Genomic DNA, 16,051 nt, shown 5'->3' on the forward strand with positions numbered 1-16,051 from the left:
TAGCAGTCTTCGCGTCAAAGAGGATTGGTGGTTGGTGGGAGAATTTTCCGGAGGATGAAGAGAGACGCCTTTTGTCGGCGCTCCGCGAACGTGAGTCCTTCCCGCATGCCCACGGCGAGTGTGTGTCCTTCCCGCATGCCCACGACTTGCCGTGGGCATGACACCCGAGAGTCTTTTGGGCAACGAATTCACCAATTAGGACATTAGACGCCGATCCGGGTGCCCGAGTGGATCACGGCTCCCTTGAGGATGCAGATCACGCCGTCGCGCACCGTGTACATTGGGGACTCGGTCGGCTCGACTTTGTCGGGATTCTTGATGATCACGTCCGACCCGATGCGGGCGTTCTTGTCGACGATCGCGTCCTCGATCTCGACGTTGTCGCCGATGCCGATGTCGGGTTGGCCAATCCGACGATTGAGTTCGAGTTCGGTGTCGGTCTCGTAGTAGTCGGCCCCCATCACGAGCGTTCGCGATAGCTTCACATCGGTCCCGATGATGCTGCGAATGCCGAGCACCGACTCCTCCAGGACCGAGTCGCCGACGACGCAGCCATCGGCGATGATCGAGTCCCGCGCCGAGATACTACCGGCGATCGTTCCCGGCAGGGTCCGCGGCCGAGTGTAGATCAGTCCCCGCGGCGTGTTGAAGCTGAAGACCGGCGGGGTCCGAGCGAGCGCGAGGTTCGCCTCGTGGAAGGAACCGACCGTTCCGATGTCCTCCCAGTAGCCATCGAAGACGTAGACCTGGACCCGGTACTTCTTGATCGCTTCGGGAAAGAGGTTCTTTCCGAAGTCGACGAAGTCGTGCTGGGTCAACTCGTCGCATAGAAGCTTGTGATTGAAGACGTAGATGCCCATGCTCGCCAGGTAGGGTCGACCGTCGGCTTGGACCTGAAACTCCTTGAAGAGTTCGTCGTCGGTCTCGAGCCCAGCGAGTTCCTCCGTCGGCGGCTTCTCGGTGAAGGTGTTGATCTTGCCGTTCTTGTCGACACCGACGATGCCCAGGGAGGGAGCTTCCTTGGCCGTGACCGGCAGCGCGGCGATGGTGATGTCGGCCTCGGTCCGGCGATGGGTCGACAGGAGACTCTGAAAGTCCATGTGGTAGAGCTGATCGCCCGATAGGATCAGCGTCTCGTCCCAGTCGTGCCCGAAGTGAACGAGATTCTGCCTGACCGCGTCGGCGGTCCCCTGGTACCAACCCCCTGCTTCGAAGCGTTGCTGGGCCGCGAGGATCTCGACAAAGCCGCCGCCGAAGCGATCGAATTGGTACGAGCCTTGGACGTGTTGATGGAGGCTGGCGCTCTCGAACTGCGTCAGCACGTACATCTTGTTGAGGCCGCTATTGAGGCAGTTACTGATCGGAACATCGATCAAGCGATACTTTCCGCCAAGCGGAACGGCGGGCTTCGCCCGTACCTTGGTCAAGGGATAGAGCCGCGTACCGCGACCTCCGCCCAAGATGATGGCGAGCGTCGTTCGGTCGGACCGTAGGTCGTGCATGGGTGGACTTCCATCGCGTCTGAGAATAGGCCTGCGCAGCTATTGTTGGGAAGGGGGCCGCCGCGCTTCAAGCACACAATGGCAAACACCACAAAAAGGTTCGCGCATTTCCGCTGAACAACCCCATTAGCCCGTCGAGGCGCATGGTCGAGCGGACGACAAGTGGGAAAAACGACGAGCAATCCATTGGGGATGCGAGGGACGAGGTGGCTGTCTAGGAGGTCGGCTCGGAGGACTTCCGAGCCTTCTTTTTGGTGGGTGCGGTCTTGGCTCGCGTCCCGGACTTGGTGCCGTTCTCCTCCGCCTCGGTCGCGGCGGACTCTTTGTCGGCGCCACTGGTTTTGCCAGCGCCCCCGGTCTTGCCGGACCGCTTCGGCGCAATGGTGTCCGTGATCGCTTCCTTCTCGTCGTCGGCGGCCCATTCGCTGACGTAGATGCAGAACTGCTGGCCCTTCGCCTTGGGCACCAAGTGCTCCAGCGCCGCCCGGACGCGATCGAGCTGATCCTCTTCCTCGATCAGTTCGACTTCGGCCAGGATCGAGGACATCGGGGAGTCGACCGGCATCGAATGTCCGCCAAGAGCGCGCTGCACCGTCGCGCAGACAACGAAGTCGGTGGTGCCGGCGATCTTTGAAAGCTGCTTCTGGGCCTGCTTGAGCGGTTTGCGGCGCATCGACTCCAGATCGAAGGTGTACGTCGTCTCGAAGACAAACTGCAGGATCTTCAGGATCCGTTTGGCTTTCTCCTCGCCGCGCGGCACTCCCTGGAGCCGATCCTGCAACTCGTGCGGATGACTGACACGCAACTCGTTGAGATCGTGAAAGCCGGAAAGAAGGCCGCGATAGCACCCAAGTGACCGACTAAAGGACATCCCTTCCTGGATTGTCGCCAGGAGGAGATGGTCGAGTACCCTCATCTCCTTCGGTACTTCGTCGGAGTAGCGTTTGGAGAGCTGCGCCAAGACCTTGGTGAGGATGCGTTGTTTGTTGGGTGCCACCATCGCTGCCTATCGTCCCTGAAGTCGATGTACAACGCGGGCCAACGACCGATTCGAAGAAAAGTCAGCGCCGACGCGTCACCTGAAACAAGTTTGGCTCCTCGATCGGGAACCCTCCGCCCGCATGCGGAACATCACGCTCGAGGAGAGCCTTCCGGACAGTCGTCGAGTCCTACCTACCGACGAAGACACGCTTCGAGCAAGTCACTCCGGCGGAGCATCGCGGACCGATTCCGCCGCGTCGTCTCCACCAAGCATCTCGGCCTGCGCCGAGTCATCTTCGTCGGCCTCGTCCGATTCCTCCGGCTCCGAATCTTCTGGGAGGACCTCCCCCAGGAGCCTAGACATCTCGAGGCTCTTTTTCACCCCATCGTCCAATACGAACTCGATGACGGGGGTGTATCGCGTCTGAAGCCCATCGGCAACCTTGCGTTGCAGGAAGCCGCGGGCGCTTCTGAGTCCATGCAGGACGAGATTCTGTTGCCGTTCGTCTCCCATGATCGAGACGAAGACCTTCGAGTGACGCAGATCGCCGCTCACTTCCGCTCGGATCACCGTCACGTCGCGGACGCGCGGGTCCTTCACGCCGGTCAAGAGCGACATGCTGACGATCTGGCGAATCATCTCGCCAACGCGCTCGGTTCGACGAGTCATGAGCCTTCTCCGAGCGGTCCTTGCGTCGCCATCGCCTGTCCAGGCGCCGATGGTGGGTCAAGACCCACCCTACTCTTGTTGGGGCCACGGGCCCGTGTTGCTGACTCTCTCGGCTAGCCCAGGTTGCTTCGCTACCTGGGCGTGCGAAGCACGCAAGAGGTCTCCGGGCAAACTTCCCTCAATGGAACTCGCCCCTGGTTTTCCGGATCGCCTGGTGGGTCAAGACCCACCCTACTCTTGTTGGGGCCACGGGCCCGTGTTGCTGACTCTCTCGGCTAGCCCAGGTTGCTTCGCTACCTGGGCGTGCGAAGCACGCAAGAGGTCTCCGGGCAAACTTCCCTCGATGGAACTCGCCCCTGGTTTTCCGGATCGCCTGGTGGGTCAAGACCCACCCTACTCTTGTTGGGGCCACGGGCCCGCGTTGCTGACTCTCTCGGCTAGCCCAGGTTGCTTCGCTACCTGGGCGTGCGAAGCACGCAAGAGGTCTCCGGGCAAACTTCCCTCAATGGAACTCGCCCCTGGTTTTCCGGATCGCCTGGTGGGTCAAGACCCACCCTAGTTGTCCTTGGAACGAACGCTACTGATCGAGCGTTGCGTCCTTGGAACGAGCGCTACTGATCGAGCGTTCGTTTCACTTCCTCGATCTTGAAGGCCTCTAGGATGTCGCCGCGCTTGACATCGTTGAACCCGGCCAACTTGATACCGCACTCGAGTCCTTCGCGGACTTCCTTCGCATCGTCCTTCACGCGACGCAGCGAGTCGATCGGATAGCTGCCGAGGATCGTCCCCTCGCGAATGATCCGCATCTTCGCGTTGCGGTCGATGTTCCCCTCGATCACGCGGCAACCGGCAACCGTCCCGACACGACTGATGGTGAAGGTCTGCTGCACGACGGCACGGCCGAGCTGCACCTCCTTGGTGTCGGGTATGAGCATCCCTTCCAGGGCGTCGCGAATGTCCTGGCTGACCTGGTAGATGATCTCGTAGCGACGGACTTCGACCCCCTTCTCCGACGAAAGGGCCGAGGCACGATCGTCCGCGACGACGCGGAAACCGATCACGATCGCGTCGGAGGCGTCCGCGAGTAGAATATCGCTTTCCCCGATCCCGCCGATGCCCTCGTGGAGGATTCGGACGCGGACCTCGTCGTGGGTAAACTTGCTGAATTCCTTCTTGATCGCCTCGAGTGAACCGCGGACATCGGCCTTGAGAATGACCCGAAGCTCTTGAACCTTTCGCTCGTCGAAGCTGTCGAGCAGGGTCTCGAGCGAAACGTGTTCGCGGTTGGTCCGCGACTCGGCTTGGGCCCGCTGACGACGCTCCTCGGCGATCTCGCGAGCCCGGGTGATGTCCTCGAGAACGAAGAACTTCTCGCCCGCGTCAGGCACTTCGTCGAGACCGGTCAGCACGACCGGCGTCGACGGACCGGCTTCGTCGAGCGGTTTCCCGTGATCGTCGAACATCGCCCGCACGCGGCCGAAGGCCGACCCGCACAAGATCGCGTCGCCCCGACGAAGAGTTCCGTGCTGCACCAGGACGGTTCCCTTGACGCCGAGCCCCTCGCTCAAGGAGGCTTCGATGCAGAGCCCCGTCGCCGGGCGATTGGGGTTCGACTTGAGTTCCTTGAGCTCGGCCAGAATGCTGATCGAGTCGAGCAACTCCTCGACGCCGTCTCCAGTCGTCGCGGAGGTTCCGATCATGAGGGTGTCTCCACCCCACTCTTCCGGGATCAAGCCGTGCTGCGAGAGCTGTTGTTGCAGTTTCTCGACGTTCGCCGACGGCAAGTCCATCTTGTTCATGGCGACGACGATGCCGACGTTGGCGGCCTTGGCGTGACTGATCGCTTCCTCGGTCTGCGGCATGACCCCGTCGTCGGCCGCGATGACCAAGACCACGATGTCCGTCGCGTCGGCCCCGCGAGCCCGCATCGCGGTAAAGGCTTCGTGGCCGGGGGTATCGAGGAAGGTCACCAGTCCCGACCCGGTGTGGGTCTTGACCTGGTAGGCCGCGATGTGTTGGGTGATGCCTCCCGACTCGCCGCCGGCGACATCGGTGGAGCGAATCCGGTCCATCAGCGAGGTCTTGCCGTGGTCGACGTGTCCCATGAAAGTGACGACCGGTGGCCGCGGAGCGAGGCTTTCCGCCTCGTCCTCTCCGGGAACGAATTCCTTCTCGAGCCACTCCTCGACGGTCTGTTCACGCTTGAACTGGATCTCGAGTCCGAGTTCCATCGCGACCATCTCGGCGTCCTCGTCGGTGAGGGCCTGGTTGATGGTGGCCATGACCCCGAGACTCATTAGCTTTCGCTGAATCTCATTGGCCCGGATGCCTGCCGCCTCGGAGAAGGAACGAATGGTGATCGGTTGCTCGAGAACGACCGGGCCGGATTGCTCGGCCGAGTGTCGGATAGAGCGTCGGGGACGTCGCGATCCCCGGCTGGGACGCGACGAACCGTCATCGTCCTCCACGTCGAACGAACGGTGTTGGGCCGAGCGTTGGCGCCGTCGCTGACGTTCCTCGCGGCCCGTCATCGCCGCGCCACCACCGGCGCCGCGACCCCGCTTGACCGGCTTCTCCTCGTCGAAGCCCTCCTTGCCTCCCTTGCCCTTCTTGGCTTGAGCGGCATCGGCGGGAACCGCGGGAGGCGGCGTGAACTGTCCACTTCGCAGAGCATCGGCCGGCAATCGCATCACCGGCTTCTGCGCGGCGACGGCCGGCTTTTTCTCCGCCTGGGATTCGGGCTTGGGAGGAGCGGTGAGCGGTCCACCAACCAGGGGCGTGGGGCGTGAAGGACGTCGATCGCGCTGGCCACCTCGCTGGCCGGCTCCCCCACCTTGTTGGCCACCACCCAAATTCTTGGGCTTGGCGACGTTGGGATCGGGAATCGCCGACGAGCCCGAACCGCGTTTGGGCAGCACGCGCCTTTCTTCGGCGGCCTCCGGCTTCGATTCCTGGCTCGGAGGAGTGTCCTCGGGGGACTTCGTTTTCTTCTTCGTAGTCGTTTCAGCCACCTCTTCTGGCGGTGTGGACGCTTCGGCAGCGACCGGTTCGGGTTGGGGCGTGGGCTCCGGTTCGGGCTCGGGAACCTTCTCTGGTTCTTGAGCGACCATCTCCTCGACCGGCACCGGAACCGGTTCCGGCGACCCAGTCTGGGAAGGGGTCTCCTGACCCGCACCCTCGTCGACGGCTTCCTCGTCGTCTTCTTTCTGCTTCCCGCGAGGGATCTGCGTGACGCGGGAGGCGCGTGGGGCGGGGATGCTCTCCCCGGGGCTGCTCGCCTTCGGCTTCGCCGCGGGAGGAGGAGGTGGGCTCGAACCTCGAATCCGCTCGGGAGAGACTTTACCGGCGACAAGATCCTGCGTCACTTGACGCGTTTCGGCGTCGAGTGTCGTCATGTGATTCTTGACGTCAATGCCGGCTGACCTCATCAGCTCGATGAGATCCTTGCTTTCCACGTCAAGCTCTCGAGCAAGCTGATAGACTCGGACCTTATCCTTGCTCAAACAGCACCCCTCAATTGTTACATCACCGTCCCCCCCTTGGGAAACGGGCTTCACGATACTTCGTCCCAGAAAAGCTTGCCGTTCTCATGACGCCTTCATCCGATCGGCATCCTTTCGTGCAAGCCTATCTCCAGTGTGACCAATGGTCCCATGTCGTTCACCATTCAAGGAGCCCATCGCTCCAGTGCCATGCTTCTCCGGATGACAACCGATCGTTTCCGTCGCGAACCACATGTCGGCGGGCGTCATCAAACGTCGTCGCCTCGACGGGTTCGTCGAAACGATCAAGCGATCATCGTTACGAGGCGGGTGAATCCTCCGGAGCCTCTTCCGTGTTGGAAGGCGACTCTGACGCGGTCTCCGGCTCCTCGCTGGGCTTGTCGTCCCCGAAGAGCTGAGCCGCGGTGATCTTCTTCTCGTCCTCTTGCTTTTCGGGGGTTGGGTCGCCACCGAAAAGGTCGTCGACGCTGGGAACGCGAGCCTCCTGAGGACGAGTCTCCTCAAGCAGCCCTTCGGCCCTGGGCTCCTCGCTGGAGGATCCCGAAGAGGACGATGGCGAACTAGTCGGCGAGGCCGAGGGAGCGCTGAGCATGGAACTGCGGCTCGAGGACTCCTGCGGGGCCTCTTCGGCCTTCATTTCCGCGAACCCGACAATCCTCGCGGCTTCCGACTCGACCAGGCCGGTCACTTCCATGATCTGTTCGACTTCGATCACCGAAAGGTCGTCGAAGGAGAGAATTCCCTCCTCGATCAGCGAGTCAATGACATCCTCCGAGACATCGGGCAGTTCCGAGAGCGTCGCCTCGGCCCGCTCAATCTCTTCGGTCAACTCGTCGAAGGTCATGATCTCAATATCGACGCCGACGAGTTTTGAGGCGAGCCGAACATTCTGCCCACGCTTGCCAATCGCGAGCGAAAGCTGGTCCTCGCGAACAAGCACGATCGCCCGGCCCATCCGCATGTAGATCTGAACTTCTTCGATCTGCGCGGGCGCCAGGGCGTTGGGGATCATGACTTGGTTCGACTCGTTGAAGCGAATGATATCGATCCGCTCGCCGTTGAGTTCGTCCAAGACATTCTTGATACGACTGCCGCGGACGCCGACGCAAGCGCCGACACAGTCGACTTTGCTATCAATGCTGCTGACCGCGACCTTGGTTCGATAGCCCGCCTCGCGAGCGATCGCCCTCATTTCGATGATGTGTTCGGCGATTTCGGGAATCTCTTGTTCGAAGAGACGACGCACGAAATCGGGGTGCGTCCGCGAGAGGATGAGCTTGACCCGCTGACCGCTCTTGCGAACCTCGATCAAGACCGCCCGAACGCGTTCGCCAGGCCGAAAGGTCTCGCCCGGCATCTGTTCGCTTCGCGGCAAGAGCGCCTCGGCCTTGCCGATATTCACGGTGACGACGCTCCCCTCGGCCCGCTGCACGACGCCGGTGAAGATCGTCCCCCGCTCCTGGCGGAACTCGTCGTAGAGAGCATCCCGCTCGGCTTCGCGGATCTTCTGGATCATGATCTGCTTGGCGGATTGGGCGGCGATCCGACCCAATTCCTCGGCCGTGATGGGGGAACCGTCGTGCGTGGCGGTGATAGCCCCCGACTCGCGATCGATCACGACCTCAATATCCGACTCTTCGCCGTAATATTTGCGTGCGGCGGTCATGTACGCCGACTCGATGCCGTTGAAGACGATCTCCTGATCGATGTTCTTGTCGCGGTGGATACTATCCACAATTCGCAACAATTCGGCGTTCATTCATTTCCCCCAACGCCAACAACCGGCTCGGCATTCGTTTCCAACAAGCTCATCGTCGGTGTCTTCCAACACCGCCAACCCGGGACGTGGCCACTTGGCTCAAGCCCTAACCCGCGAGGAGAGCGTATCCACCGGCTCCTCGCATCACGTCTTCGAAGAAGAGGATGGCCATGAAAAAGAACAAGTGGGCGTTGATCCCACTTGCGCGTCGCCCCCTCGGGCTAGAGCCCGTGAGCACGGATCATCTCCTTACCTGAGTGGTATCATACAGATCCGCGCAGAATTTGGGAGCCTCATTTTAGGGCGGAAGCATGGAGAAACCAGGAAGGAGTATCGGCCGCCATCGGTCTCGATCGAGTCGACGCGACAGGCGATTCGCCGCCAATCGCACGTAGCGACGAACGTCCCTGCCACCTGGCTCCTAACGAGAACTCACTCGCGCCGCCCGCAGCGCTCGCCGAAGCTGCGAGTCATTCTCTAGGTGGTTCACAATATTGGGCTTACGTCGGATGATCTTCTGATCCTCGAGCATGTCCTCAAGCTGGGCGACGTCCTCGCGATAGAGAGGGAGCTCCAAGGCCGGCTCGGGTCGCACGCCCCAGGTCTCCTCTTGCCCCATCTCCGGAAAGCGATGGAGGTTGGCTCCGTTGGGACGGTGAAAGGTCGCGGTGGTCAGCTTGAGGCCGCCCCCTCGCTCCAAATCTCGAAACTCCTGCACGCTCCCTTTGCCGAAACTCCGCTCGCCCACCAGTTTGGCGCGCTGATGATCCGCTAAGGCCGCCGACACGATCTCGCTGCCACTGGCACTCTCGCGATTGATCATCACGACCAGGGCCAAGTCGCGGTACGTGCCAAAACGATGGGCCTCGATCGAACGCGACCGACCCGTCCTACTTCGTATGTCCACGATGAGTCCGTCATCGAGAAAGAGATCGGCAACTTCGGTCGCCGACTCAAGTAGCCCGCCTGGGTTGAACCGCAAATCGAGCACCAGCGCTCGAAGTCCGTGACGCCGAAGATTGCTCAGGACGCGACGGAGTTGTTGCGGCGTGTCGTTGGCGAAACGGGTCAGCCGCACATAGCCGATCCCGTCCTTCTTGTCGAGCCAGTAGTCCCACGAGTGATCGGGACGGCGCTGCAAGCCGACGACGCTCTCGATTTGGACCGGGCCGCGCTCGATCGTCATCGACTTCGGCTCGGCCTCTCCCTCTTGAAGCACCGAAATCGTCACCGTCGACCCCTTGCGTCCCTCCAGCAGATCCAGCGCCTGCTCGTAGGGAATCTCCGCCACCTTGCGGCCATCGATCGCGGCGATTCGGTCTCCCGCCCGCAGCCCGGCACGAAACGCCGGCCCGCCGAGCACGGGAGTCACTACCCGCAATTGATGGTTCTTCTCGTCCTCGCCCAGCAGGACGCCGATGCCCGCGAAGTGCCCCTCGTTCTTGCGGCGAAGTTCCTGCAAGTCCTCGCGCGTCAAGTAACGCGAGAAGGGATCGAGCGACTCGAGCATCCGAGCGAGAAGTAGATCCAACGCGGTCCGCCCCGGCAAGTCGTCGCGAGTCCCAAGATAGAGTCGTGTCTGCATCAGCAGATCGAACCAGTCGTCCTCGCTCAGTTGGTCGCGCTGCGCGAGTCGCTTCTCGATACTGGTGGGGACCTCCTCGCCCGCGCTACGCAAGAGACCACGAATCCCGACCTCCAACGCCCAGTTCGCGACGTCGGGCCGAACGTAATCATCCTCGATTCGGTTGCGCGCTTCCAAGACATCGGTCGCGAACTGCAACGCGTCGTTGGGGCTATAGTGACGTCGTCGAATCAGCGCCAAACGCTGATCGGAGAGATCCTTGCCCTTCAACTCTCCCGCCAAAAAACGTTCGTAGTCGCGGCGAAGTTCGCGGTCCTCGTCGAATCGAGGCATCATCCGCAGGAGACGCACCCCGTCGGCGTAGGTCTCCGCGTCGATTCGGCCCGCTTGGTGCGCCTCGAGTAGATCCCCGAGCTGCTTGCGTCGTTGTGGCCACACCTCGGTGTGTCGGGCGATCCGCACATAGGGAGGTTGCTCCCCGCCAAACAGAACCGGGATGGCGTTGGCATCAGTCCCGACGGTCTCTTGAGCGGCGACGGGAAGTTGTTTCGCGAGGTAGTCCCAGAGTTCCGCCGCCGTGATCCAACCATCCGGTTCCTCGCCGGCGGTGTCCGCCTTGCCGCTGAGTCCTTCGATCACGGTGTGAGCGAAAAGCCCTTCCCGATGGTCGGTGGAAACGGGACACGGATCGTGGGCCTCGTTGGCGCTGAAGACGAACCGCCTTGGTCCCAGCAGTCCCTTGAACAGCCCCGGCCAGTTCGCGTCCGCGAGCGCCGCTTGGCGTTCGAGCACGCGAGCCGGCATCGCGAAACAGACGTCCGCGAGCGTCAGGACGTCATGGCAACGAACGTGCTCGATGAGATCCTTGAGTTCCGAGGATCGAATCGTCGTCTCGGACAGTCGCGAAAAGTCGGTCCCGTGGAGCAGCCAACGGAACTCCGAGCCACTGGGAATCCCCGAGACTTTGAAGGAGAGGAGAAGGATGTCATGCGGTCCCGATTGACGACTGATGGTTCGCAGCACGCCACGCAGGTTGGAGGCGGTCGCGAGGAGGGCCCCCCGCTTGGCGTCGGGGCGATCGGTCAAGAGCCACGCGTGATCGGGTGATGCTCCGACGATCGAGGGCGACGTGATCACATCGTAGAGTTCGGCGCCGTCTCGCCGTGCGAAACGACGTCCGGGAATGCGCTGGTCCTCGTATTCCTCAATGGCGACAACGACCGCCCAGACGCGCGGCATCTCCAGCCAACTTGACTCGGCAGTGGTCATCTGCGGAATGGTGAGCAGCCAGGCACTCAGGACAAGAGGCGACATCGGACCGACGGTTCGCTCCCAGGAAGGCGATCAGAAACGATATGTTCCGCGTTCGCTCGGGCGCCGCCAAACGCCACCGCGATCAACATCCCTGGGCCGCTTGCATCGACAACATGGCTGCCCGCAAGGACACTCTACGTCACGTCACGGCCGAGATGAAACGATTGCATTGGACAAGTTGCTACTATGGGATTCGCGTTCGAGACGATTGGCGGACGTCCAACCTCCAAGAAACGTGAAAACTTTTGCAGCCGCTCACCCGTCCTTGCCCGCCCTCAACCGCTTGGCGATCTCGTCGACCGGCAAGGTGTTGAAGACATCGCCGGCTTCGAGCCATCCCCGCCTGGCGGTCAAGACCCCATACTTGGTGTCGTCGATCCCCTCGACACTGTGGGCATCGGGATTGATCGCCACCTTGACGCCCAGCGCCTTGGCCCGCTTGCAGTTGACCCAATCGAGGTCGAGCCGCCAAGGATGGGCGTTGATCTCGATCATCGTGTTGTGCTTGGCGGCCTCGCGAAGAATCGTCTCGACGTCGAGCGGATACCCGTCTCGGTGCAGGAGCAGCCGACCGGTCAGATGGCCGATCATCGTGCAGCGCGGATGCCGGATCGCGCGGCAGATCCGCTCGGTCATCTCCGTCTCGCTCATGTTCATCGGTTGGTGGATGCTCGCCACCACGTAGTCGAACGATTCGAGCGTTTTCTCATCATAATCGAGCGATCCATCGGCCAAAATGTCCGATTCAATCCCCTTAAAGAGCCGAAAACCGTCCGATTTGGCATTAAACGCGTCAATTTTCTTCTGCTGCTCGCGCACCCGTTCCGGCGAGAGCCCATTGGCATACGCGGCGGTTTGCGAGTGATCGGCGAGTCCCAAATAGCCAAACCCCGCCGCCTTCGCCCCGGCGGCCATCTCCTCGAGCGTCGCCCCGCCATCACTTGCCGTGGTGTGGCAATGAAAGATCCCCGTCAAATCGCCCGATTCGAGCAATTTCGGGAGACTTTTGTCCGCCGCCGCGGCGATTTCGCCCGTATCCTCACGCAATTCGGGCGGAATTGGGTCGAGATCGAGCGCCGCGAAGATATCCTCTTCTTCCTTGCACGCGATATTCTTTTTCTCGCCGGCGAGCTCGTACTCGTTGAGCTTGAGCCCGTAGTCTTGGGCCCGAGCCCGCATCGCCACGTTGTGCTCTTTGCTGCCCGTGAAATAGTGCATCGCGAAGGGGAAGTGCTTGTCGGCGACGACACGCAGGTCGCATGCCATGCCGTTGTCGAGGACGACACTCGACTTGGTGCTGCCGTGACCGACGATCTGACGGACATCGGGGAGTTCGACGAACTGCTTCATGATCGGTTCGGAGTCGTCGCTGGCAACGAGCAGGTCGATGTCCTTGATCGTCGCCCGGCCGCGGCGCAGACTCCCGCAAAGCGTCATCCGTTTGATCGCCGGATGCCCCGCGAGGGCCTCCATGACCCGCTCGGCGAGTTCCCGCGCGACGGGATAGAGCACCCGGCGGCCCGATTCGTCGAGAAAAGCGATCCCTTCGAGCACCTTTTCGGCCGTTTTCTTGCCGAATCCCTTCATGCCCGCGAGCCGGCCGTCGCTTGCCGCCAGCTTGAGCTTCTCGACGCTGTCGACGCCTAGTTCCTTGTACGCTTGATGAATGCGTTTGGGTCCGAAGCCGTTGATCCGCAACATCTCGACCAAGCCCGAGGGGACTTCGCCGCGAAGCTTCTCGAGAAACTTGAGCGAACCGGTTTCGACCAGTTCCTCGACCTTCTCGACCATCGTCTTGCCGATCCCTTTGACGCTCCCGAGCTTCTTCTGTTCGAGCAGATCGTCGAGATCACCTTCGAGTCGCTGGATCGCCCGCGAGGCGTTGTGGTACGCATTGGCCCGAAAGGGATTCTCGCCCTTCAGTTCCAGCAGCGTGCCGCACTCATCGAGGACCTTGGCAATCTCTTTGCGATTCATTGGTGAAGGACTTTCATGACGCAAGCGGTGCGTCCCCTAGGCGTAGTTGACGGCCAACTTCGTTCCCCTCTCCCACTGGGAGAGCTAGTCTCTTGTTCCCCTCTCCCACTGGGAGAGCTAGTCTCTTGTTCCCCTCTCCCACTGGGAGAGCTAGTCTCTTGTTCCCCTCTCCCACTGGGAGAGCTAGTCTCTTGCTCCCCTCTCCCACTGGGAGAGGGGTTAGGGGTGAGGGGATTCTTCTTCAACAATTCGCCCTGTTCCACCAAGTCGCTCGTCCCTTCACCCGGCTCACTTCATTCGCCGACCTCTCCCCAAGGAGAGGTGAAGAGAAGCTGACCTTTAGCCGTGGTTGAATCCCTAATCCTCCGTGCCGAAGATGAGGTCGGAACTGGCGTGGCTGGTGCCGTAGTTGTCGGCGAGCGTGACGACTTGGTGAATGCCGTCGCGGAACTGTTCGTCGGAGAGCGTTCCCAGTGGATGCAAGAACGCCGACCACAGCAGCCCTTTGTTTAGGGCATAGCGAGCGTCGAGGGCACGATCGAAGTTCGCCGACAACAGCACCCGCAACTCCTCCTCGGCGATCTCGTTCTCTCGTGCGACCGGCGTCATGATCCTCATCCGGTCGTGCATGTCGTCGGTCAGAACGATCAAGGTTCGATCGGCGAAGGTGAACTGCCAGGCCCCCTGCTCTCCTTCGATCTCGAAACCCATCTCTTCGATCAGCAGCCCAAGCCGGGCGTTGTCCATCCCTCCCGCCGGCGCGATCATGATCGATCTCCTTCACGAACATCTCGGTCTCTTCCACGACTCGCGGGCGACGTCGGGCTTGGGTGGTCTCAACTCCATGACTCCATCGTCTCATCATATTAAGCGGCGCCATGCCTGGAATGTCCCGCGTGCCTCAGAGGTTCGCGTCCCTGCTCCAACAGCTTGTTGATCGATTGGCTGCCGGCAACGAGGAGATCAACGGTCGGCTACCCCAAGGTCTTCTTCGATCGCAAGAGATGATGGTAGTGCCGGGCAAAGCGATGGGCTTCGTCGCGGACCGATTGCAGAAGTCGCAAGCCGGCGCTGTGTCGGCTTAGGCGAATCGGTTCGGGCTCGTCGGGACGAAAGATCTCTTCCTCGCGCTTGGCCAAACCGAGGATCTCGGGAGGCGAGACGCCAATTCGCTTGAAGGCGTCGAGCGCGGCACTGAGTTGCCCCTTGCCGCCGTCGATCAGAATCAAGTCGGGCCGAGGCCACTCCTCCTCACGCTCGGGACGGAAGCGGCGTTCGATCACCTCGGCAATCGAACGAAAGTCGTCAACGCCCCCAACCGTCTTGATGCGGAAGCGGCGATAGCCCGGCTTGAACGGGATGCCGTCGAGAAAGGTGACGAGACTCGCGACCGTCTCCGATCCGCCGAGATGGGCGATGTCGATCCCTTCGATCGTCCTCGGTTCGGAGGAGAGCTTTAGCACCTTGCGAAGTCCCGCGAGCCCCTTCTTCGGGTCGATGTAGAAGACCTCGGGTTGCTCGTGGGTCTCCAGGTCGCCGCGCAGGTTGAGCGTCTCCAGCGAATGGATCTCGTCGCGCAACTTGGCGGCTCGTTCGAACTCGAGCTCCTTCGCGGCCTCCTTCATCTCCTTTCGCATCTGGTCGAGCAGGCTGTCGCGCTTGCCGTCGAGAAAGAGACGAAGCCGTTGGATGTCCTTGCGATACTCCTCTTTGCTGATCCGCATATTGCAAGGCGCCGTGCACTGGTTGATGTTGAAGAGCAGACAGGGACGGTACCACTTCCACTTCTCGTCGTCGGCGTCGATGTCGAGCGTGCAGTTGCGGAACTTGAAGACGCGTTGCAACACTTGAATCGCTCCGCGCAGAGACTTGGCGCTGGCGAAGGGGCCGTAGAGCTTGACGCCGCGATCGGCCGGTTCGCGCGTGAACTCGACGCGGGGAAAGTCCTCGTTGGTGGTGATCTGCAAGTAGGGGAAGGACTTGTCGTCCTTGAGTTCGACGTTGAACTTCGGCTGGATGTCCTTGATGAGCCGCGCTTCCATGAGCAGCGCGTCGACTTCGCTGTCGGTATTGAGGAAGTCGATGTCGGCGATGAGCGGCACCATGTCGGCGGTGCGGCGATCCTGGGCCGCGGCCTCGGTGAAGTAAGTCGACGCCCGGCTACGGAGGTTCTTGGCCTTGCCGATGTAGATGACGCGTCCGCGCTTATCCTTCATCAGATAGACGCCCGGTCCGTCGGGGAAGTCGCGTGCCTTTTCTTTCGGCGTGCGCCGATCGCTGGCCATGTCCGCCACGTTGTCTTTTCGCTTTCCTTGCAGTTGTCCGCGTGCGGGGAAACGTCCCATCGTAGGTCAGGCCATTGCCTGACAAGACTCAGCTCACGCCAGGCAATGGCCTGACCTACGGGTCCATCTAGCTCTAAGTGTCGGGTGCTTCTCACCTCTCCTTGGGGAGAGGTCGGCGAACGTCGTGAGCCGGGCGAGGGAGAATCCGGCCCGGAGAATTAAGGGTAGCTCGCGTATGCGCCCCCCTCACCCCTAACCCCTCTCCCACAGGGTGAGGGGAAACGTTTAAGCCTAGATCGGCCACCACAGGAGTCCACCCCATGTCAGGCAATGGCCTGACCTACAGGAGTGACTCTTGCCCGTCGACGCGCTCTTGCCGAGTCGTTGAGGTCGGCGTTTTCCACGTAGGGCCCAAAGTCGCCGAGACATTATATTCCTTCGCCAACCACCTTCTCCACGCCACTTGTCCCACTCC

9 protein-coding genes are annotated in these 16,051 nt (G+C 61.5%); all 9 read right to left on the minus strand.

Annotation, left to right across the window (positions count from 1 at the left end):
* Positions 1 to 203: 203 nt before the first annotated feature.
* Positions 204 to 1,502: a glucose-1-phosphate adenylyltransferase gene (locus Pan216_RS17890; protein WP_145259948.1), complete on the minus strand. Its 1,299-nt coding sequence runs from the start codon at positions 1,500 to 1,502 to the stop codon at positions 204 to 206.
* Between the two features lie 214 nt (positions 1,503 to 1,716).
* Positions 1,717 to 2,502, minus strand: coding sequence for a hypothetical protein (locus Pan216_RS17895; RefSeq protein ID WP_145259950.1), 786 nt, complete (start codon positions 2,500 to 2,502; stop codon positions 1,717 to 1,719).
* Positions 2,503 to 2,703: 201 nt separating this feature from the next.
* Positions 2,704 to 3,153: a 30S ribosome-binding factor RbfA gene (gene rbfA, locus Pan216_RS17900; protein WP_145259952.1), complete on the minus strand. Its 450-nt coding sequence runs from the start codon at positions 3,151 to 3,153 to the stop codon at positions 2,704 to 2,706.
* A gap of 611 nt (positions 3,154 to 3,764) precedes the next feature.
* Positions 3,765 to 6,656, minus strand: coding sequence for a translation initiation factor IF-2 (gene infB / locus Pan216_RS17905; protein ID WP_419192678.1), 2,892 nt, complete (start codon positions 6,654 to 6,656; stop codon positions 3,765 to 3,767).
* Positions 6,657 to 6,954: 298 nt separating this feature from the next.
* A complete protein-coding gene (gene nusA, locus Pan216_RS17910) occupies positions 6,955 to 8,415 on the minus strand; it encodes a transcription termination factor NusA (RefSeq protein WP_145259957.1) in 1,461 nt (486 codons plus the stop codon).
* A 421-nt stretch (positions 8,416 to 8,836) separates the two neighbouring features.
* Positions 8,837 to 11,314 carry a S41 family peptidase gene (locus Pan216_RS17915; protein WP_145259958.1) on the minus strand — a complete coding sequence of 826 codons (2,478 nt, stop codon included), beginning with the start codon at positions 11,312 to 11,314 and terminating at the stop codon, positions 8,837 to 8,839.
* Positions 11,315 to 11,569: 255 nt separating this feature from the next.
* Positions 11,570 to 13,291, minus strand: a complete 1,722-nt coding sequence (gene polX / locus Pan216_RS17920) for a DNA polymerase/3'-5' exonuclease PolX (RefSeq protein WP_145259960.1) — start codon at positions 13,289 to 13,291, stop codon at positions 11,570 to 11,572.
* Between the two features lie 357 nt (positions 13,292 to 13,648).
* Complete coding sequence (locus Pan216_RS17925; protein ID WP_145259962.1) at positions 13,649 to 14,059, minus strand: type III secretion system chaperone family protein; 411 nt, start codon at positions 14,057 to 14,059, stop codon at positions 13,649 to 13,651.
* Between the two features lie 206 nt (positions 14,060 to 14,265).
* Positions 14,266 to 15,576: an excinuclease ABC subunit UvrC gene (locus Pan216_RS17930; protein WP_145259964.1), complete on the minus strand. Its 1,311-nt coding sequence runs from the start codon at positions 15,574 to 15,576 to the stop codon at positions 14,266 to 14,268.
* Positions 15,577 to 16,051 lie beyond the last annotated feature (475 nt).

Origin of the sequence: Kolteria novifilia (assembly GCA_007748055.1) — a bacterium.
Classification (GTDB): Bacteria; Planctomycetota; Planctomycetia; order Kolteriales; family Kolteriaceae; genus Kolteria; species Kolteria novifilia.

Coding starts and splice junctions, on each gene's coding strand:
- Pan216_RS17915 (WP_145259958.1), bottom strand. CDS start 11,314: ATGTCGCCTCTTGTCCTGAGTGCCTGGCTGCTCACCATTCCGCAGATG.
- Pan216_RS17925 (WP_145259962.1), bottom strand. CDS start 14,059: ATGATCGCGCCGGCGGGAGGGATGGACAACGCCCGGCTTGGGCTGCTG.
- rbfA (WP_145259952.1), bottom strand. CDS start 3,153: ATGACTCGTCGAACCGAGCGCGTTGGCGAGATGATTCGCCAGATCGTC.
- polX (WP_145259960.1), bottom strand. CDS start 13,291: ATGAATCGCAAAGAGATTGCCAAGGTCCTCGATGAGTGCGGCACGCTG.
- Pan216_RS17895 (WP_145259950.1), bottom strand. CDS start 2,502: ATGGTGGCACCCAACAAACAACGCATCCTCACCAAGGTCTTGGCGCAG.
- Pan216_RS17930 (WP_145259964.1), bottom strand. CDS start 15,576: ATGGCCAGCGATCGGCGCACGCCGAAAGAAAAGGCACGCGACTTCCCC.
- Pan216_RS17890 (WP_145259948.1), bottom strand. CDS start 1,502: ATGCACGACCTACGGTCCGACCGAACGACGCTCGCCATCATCTTGGGC.
- nusA (WP_145259957.1), bottom strand. CDS start 8,415: ATGAACGCCGAATTGTTGCGAATTGTGGATAGTATCCACCGCGACAAG.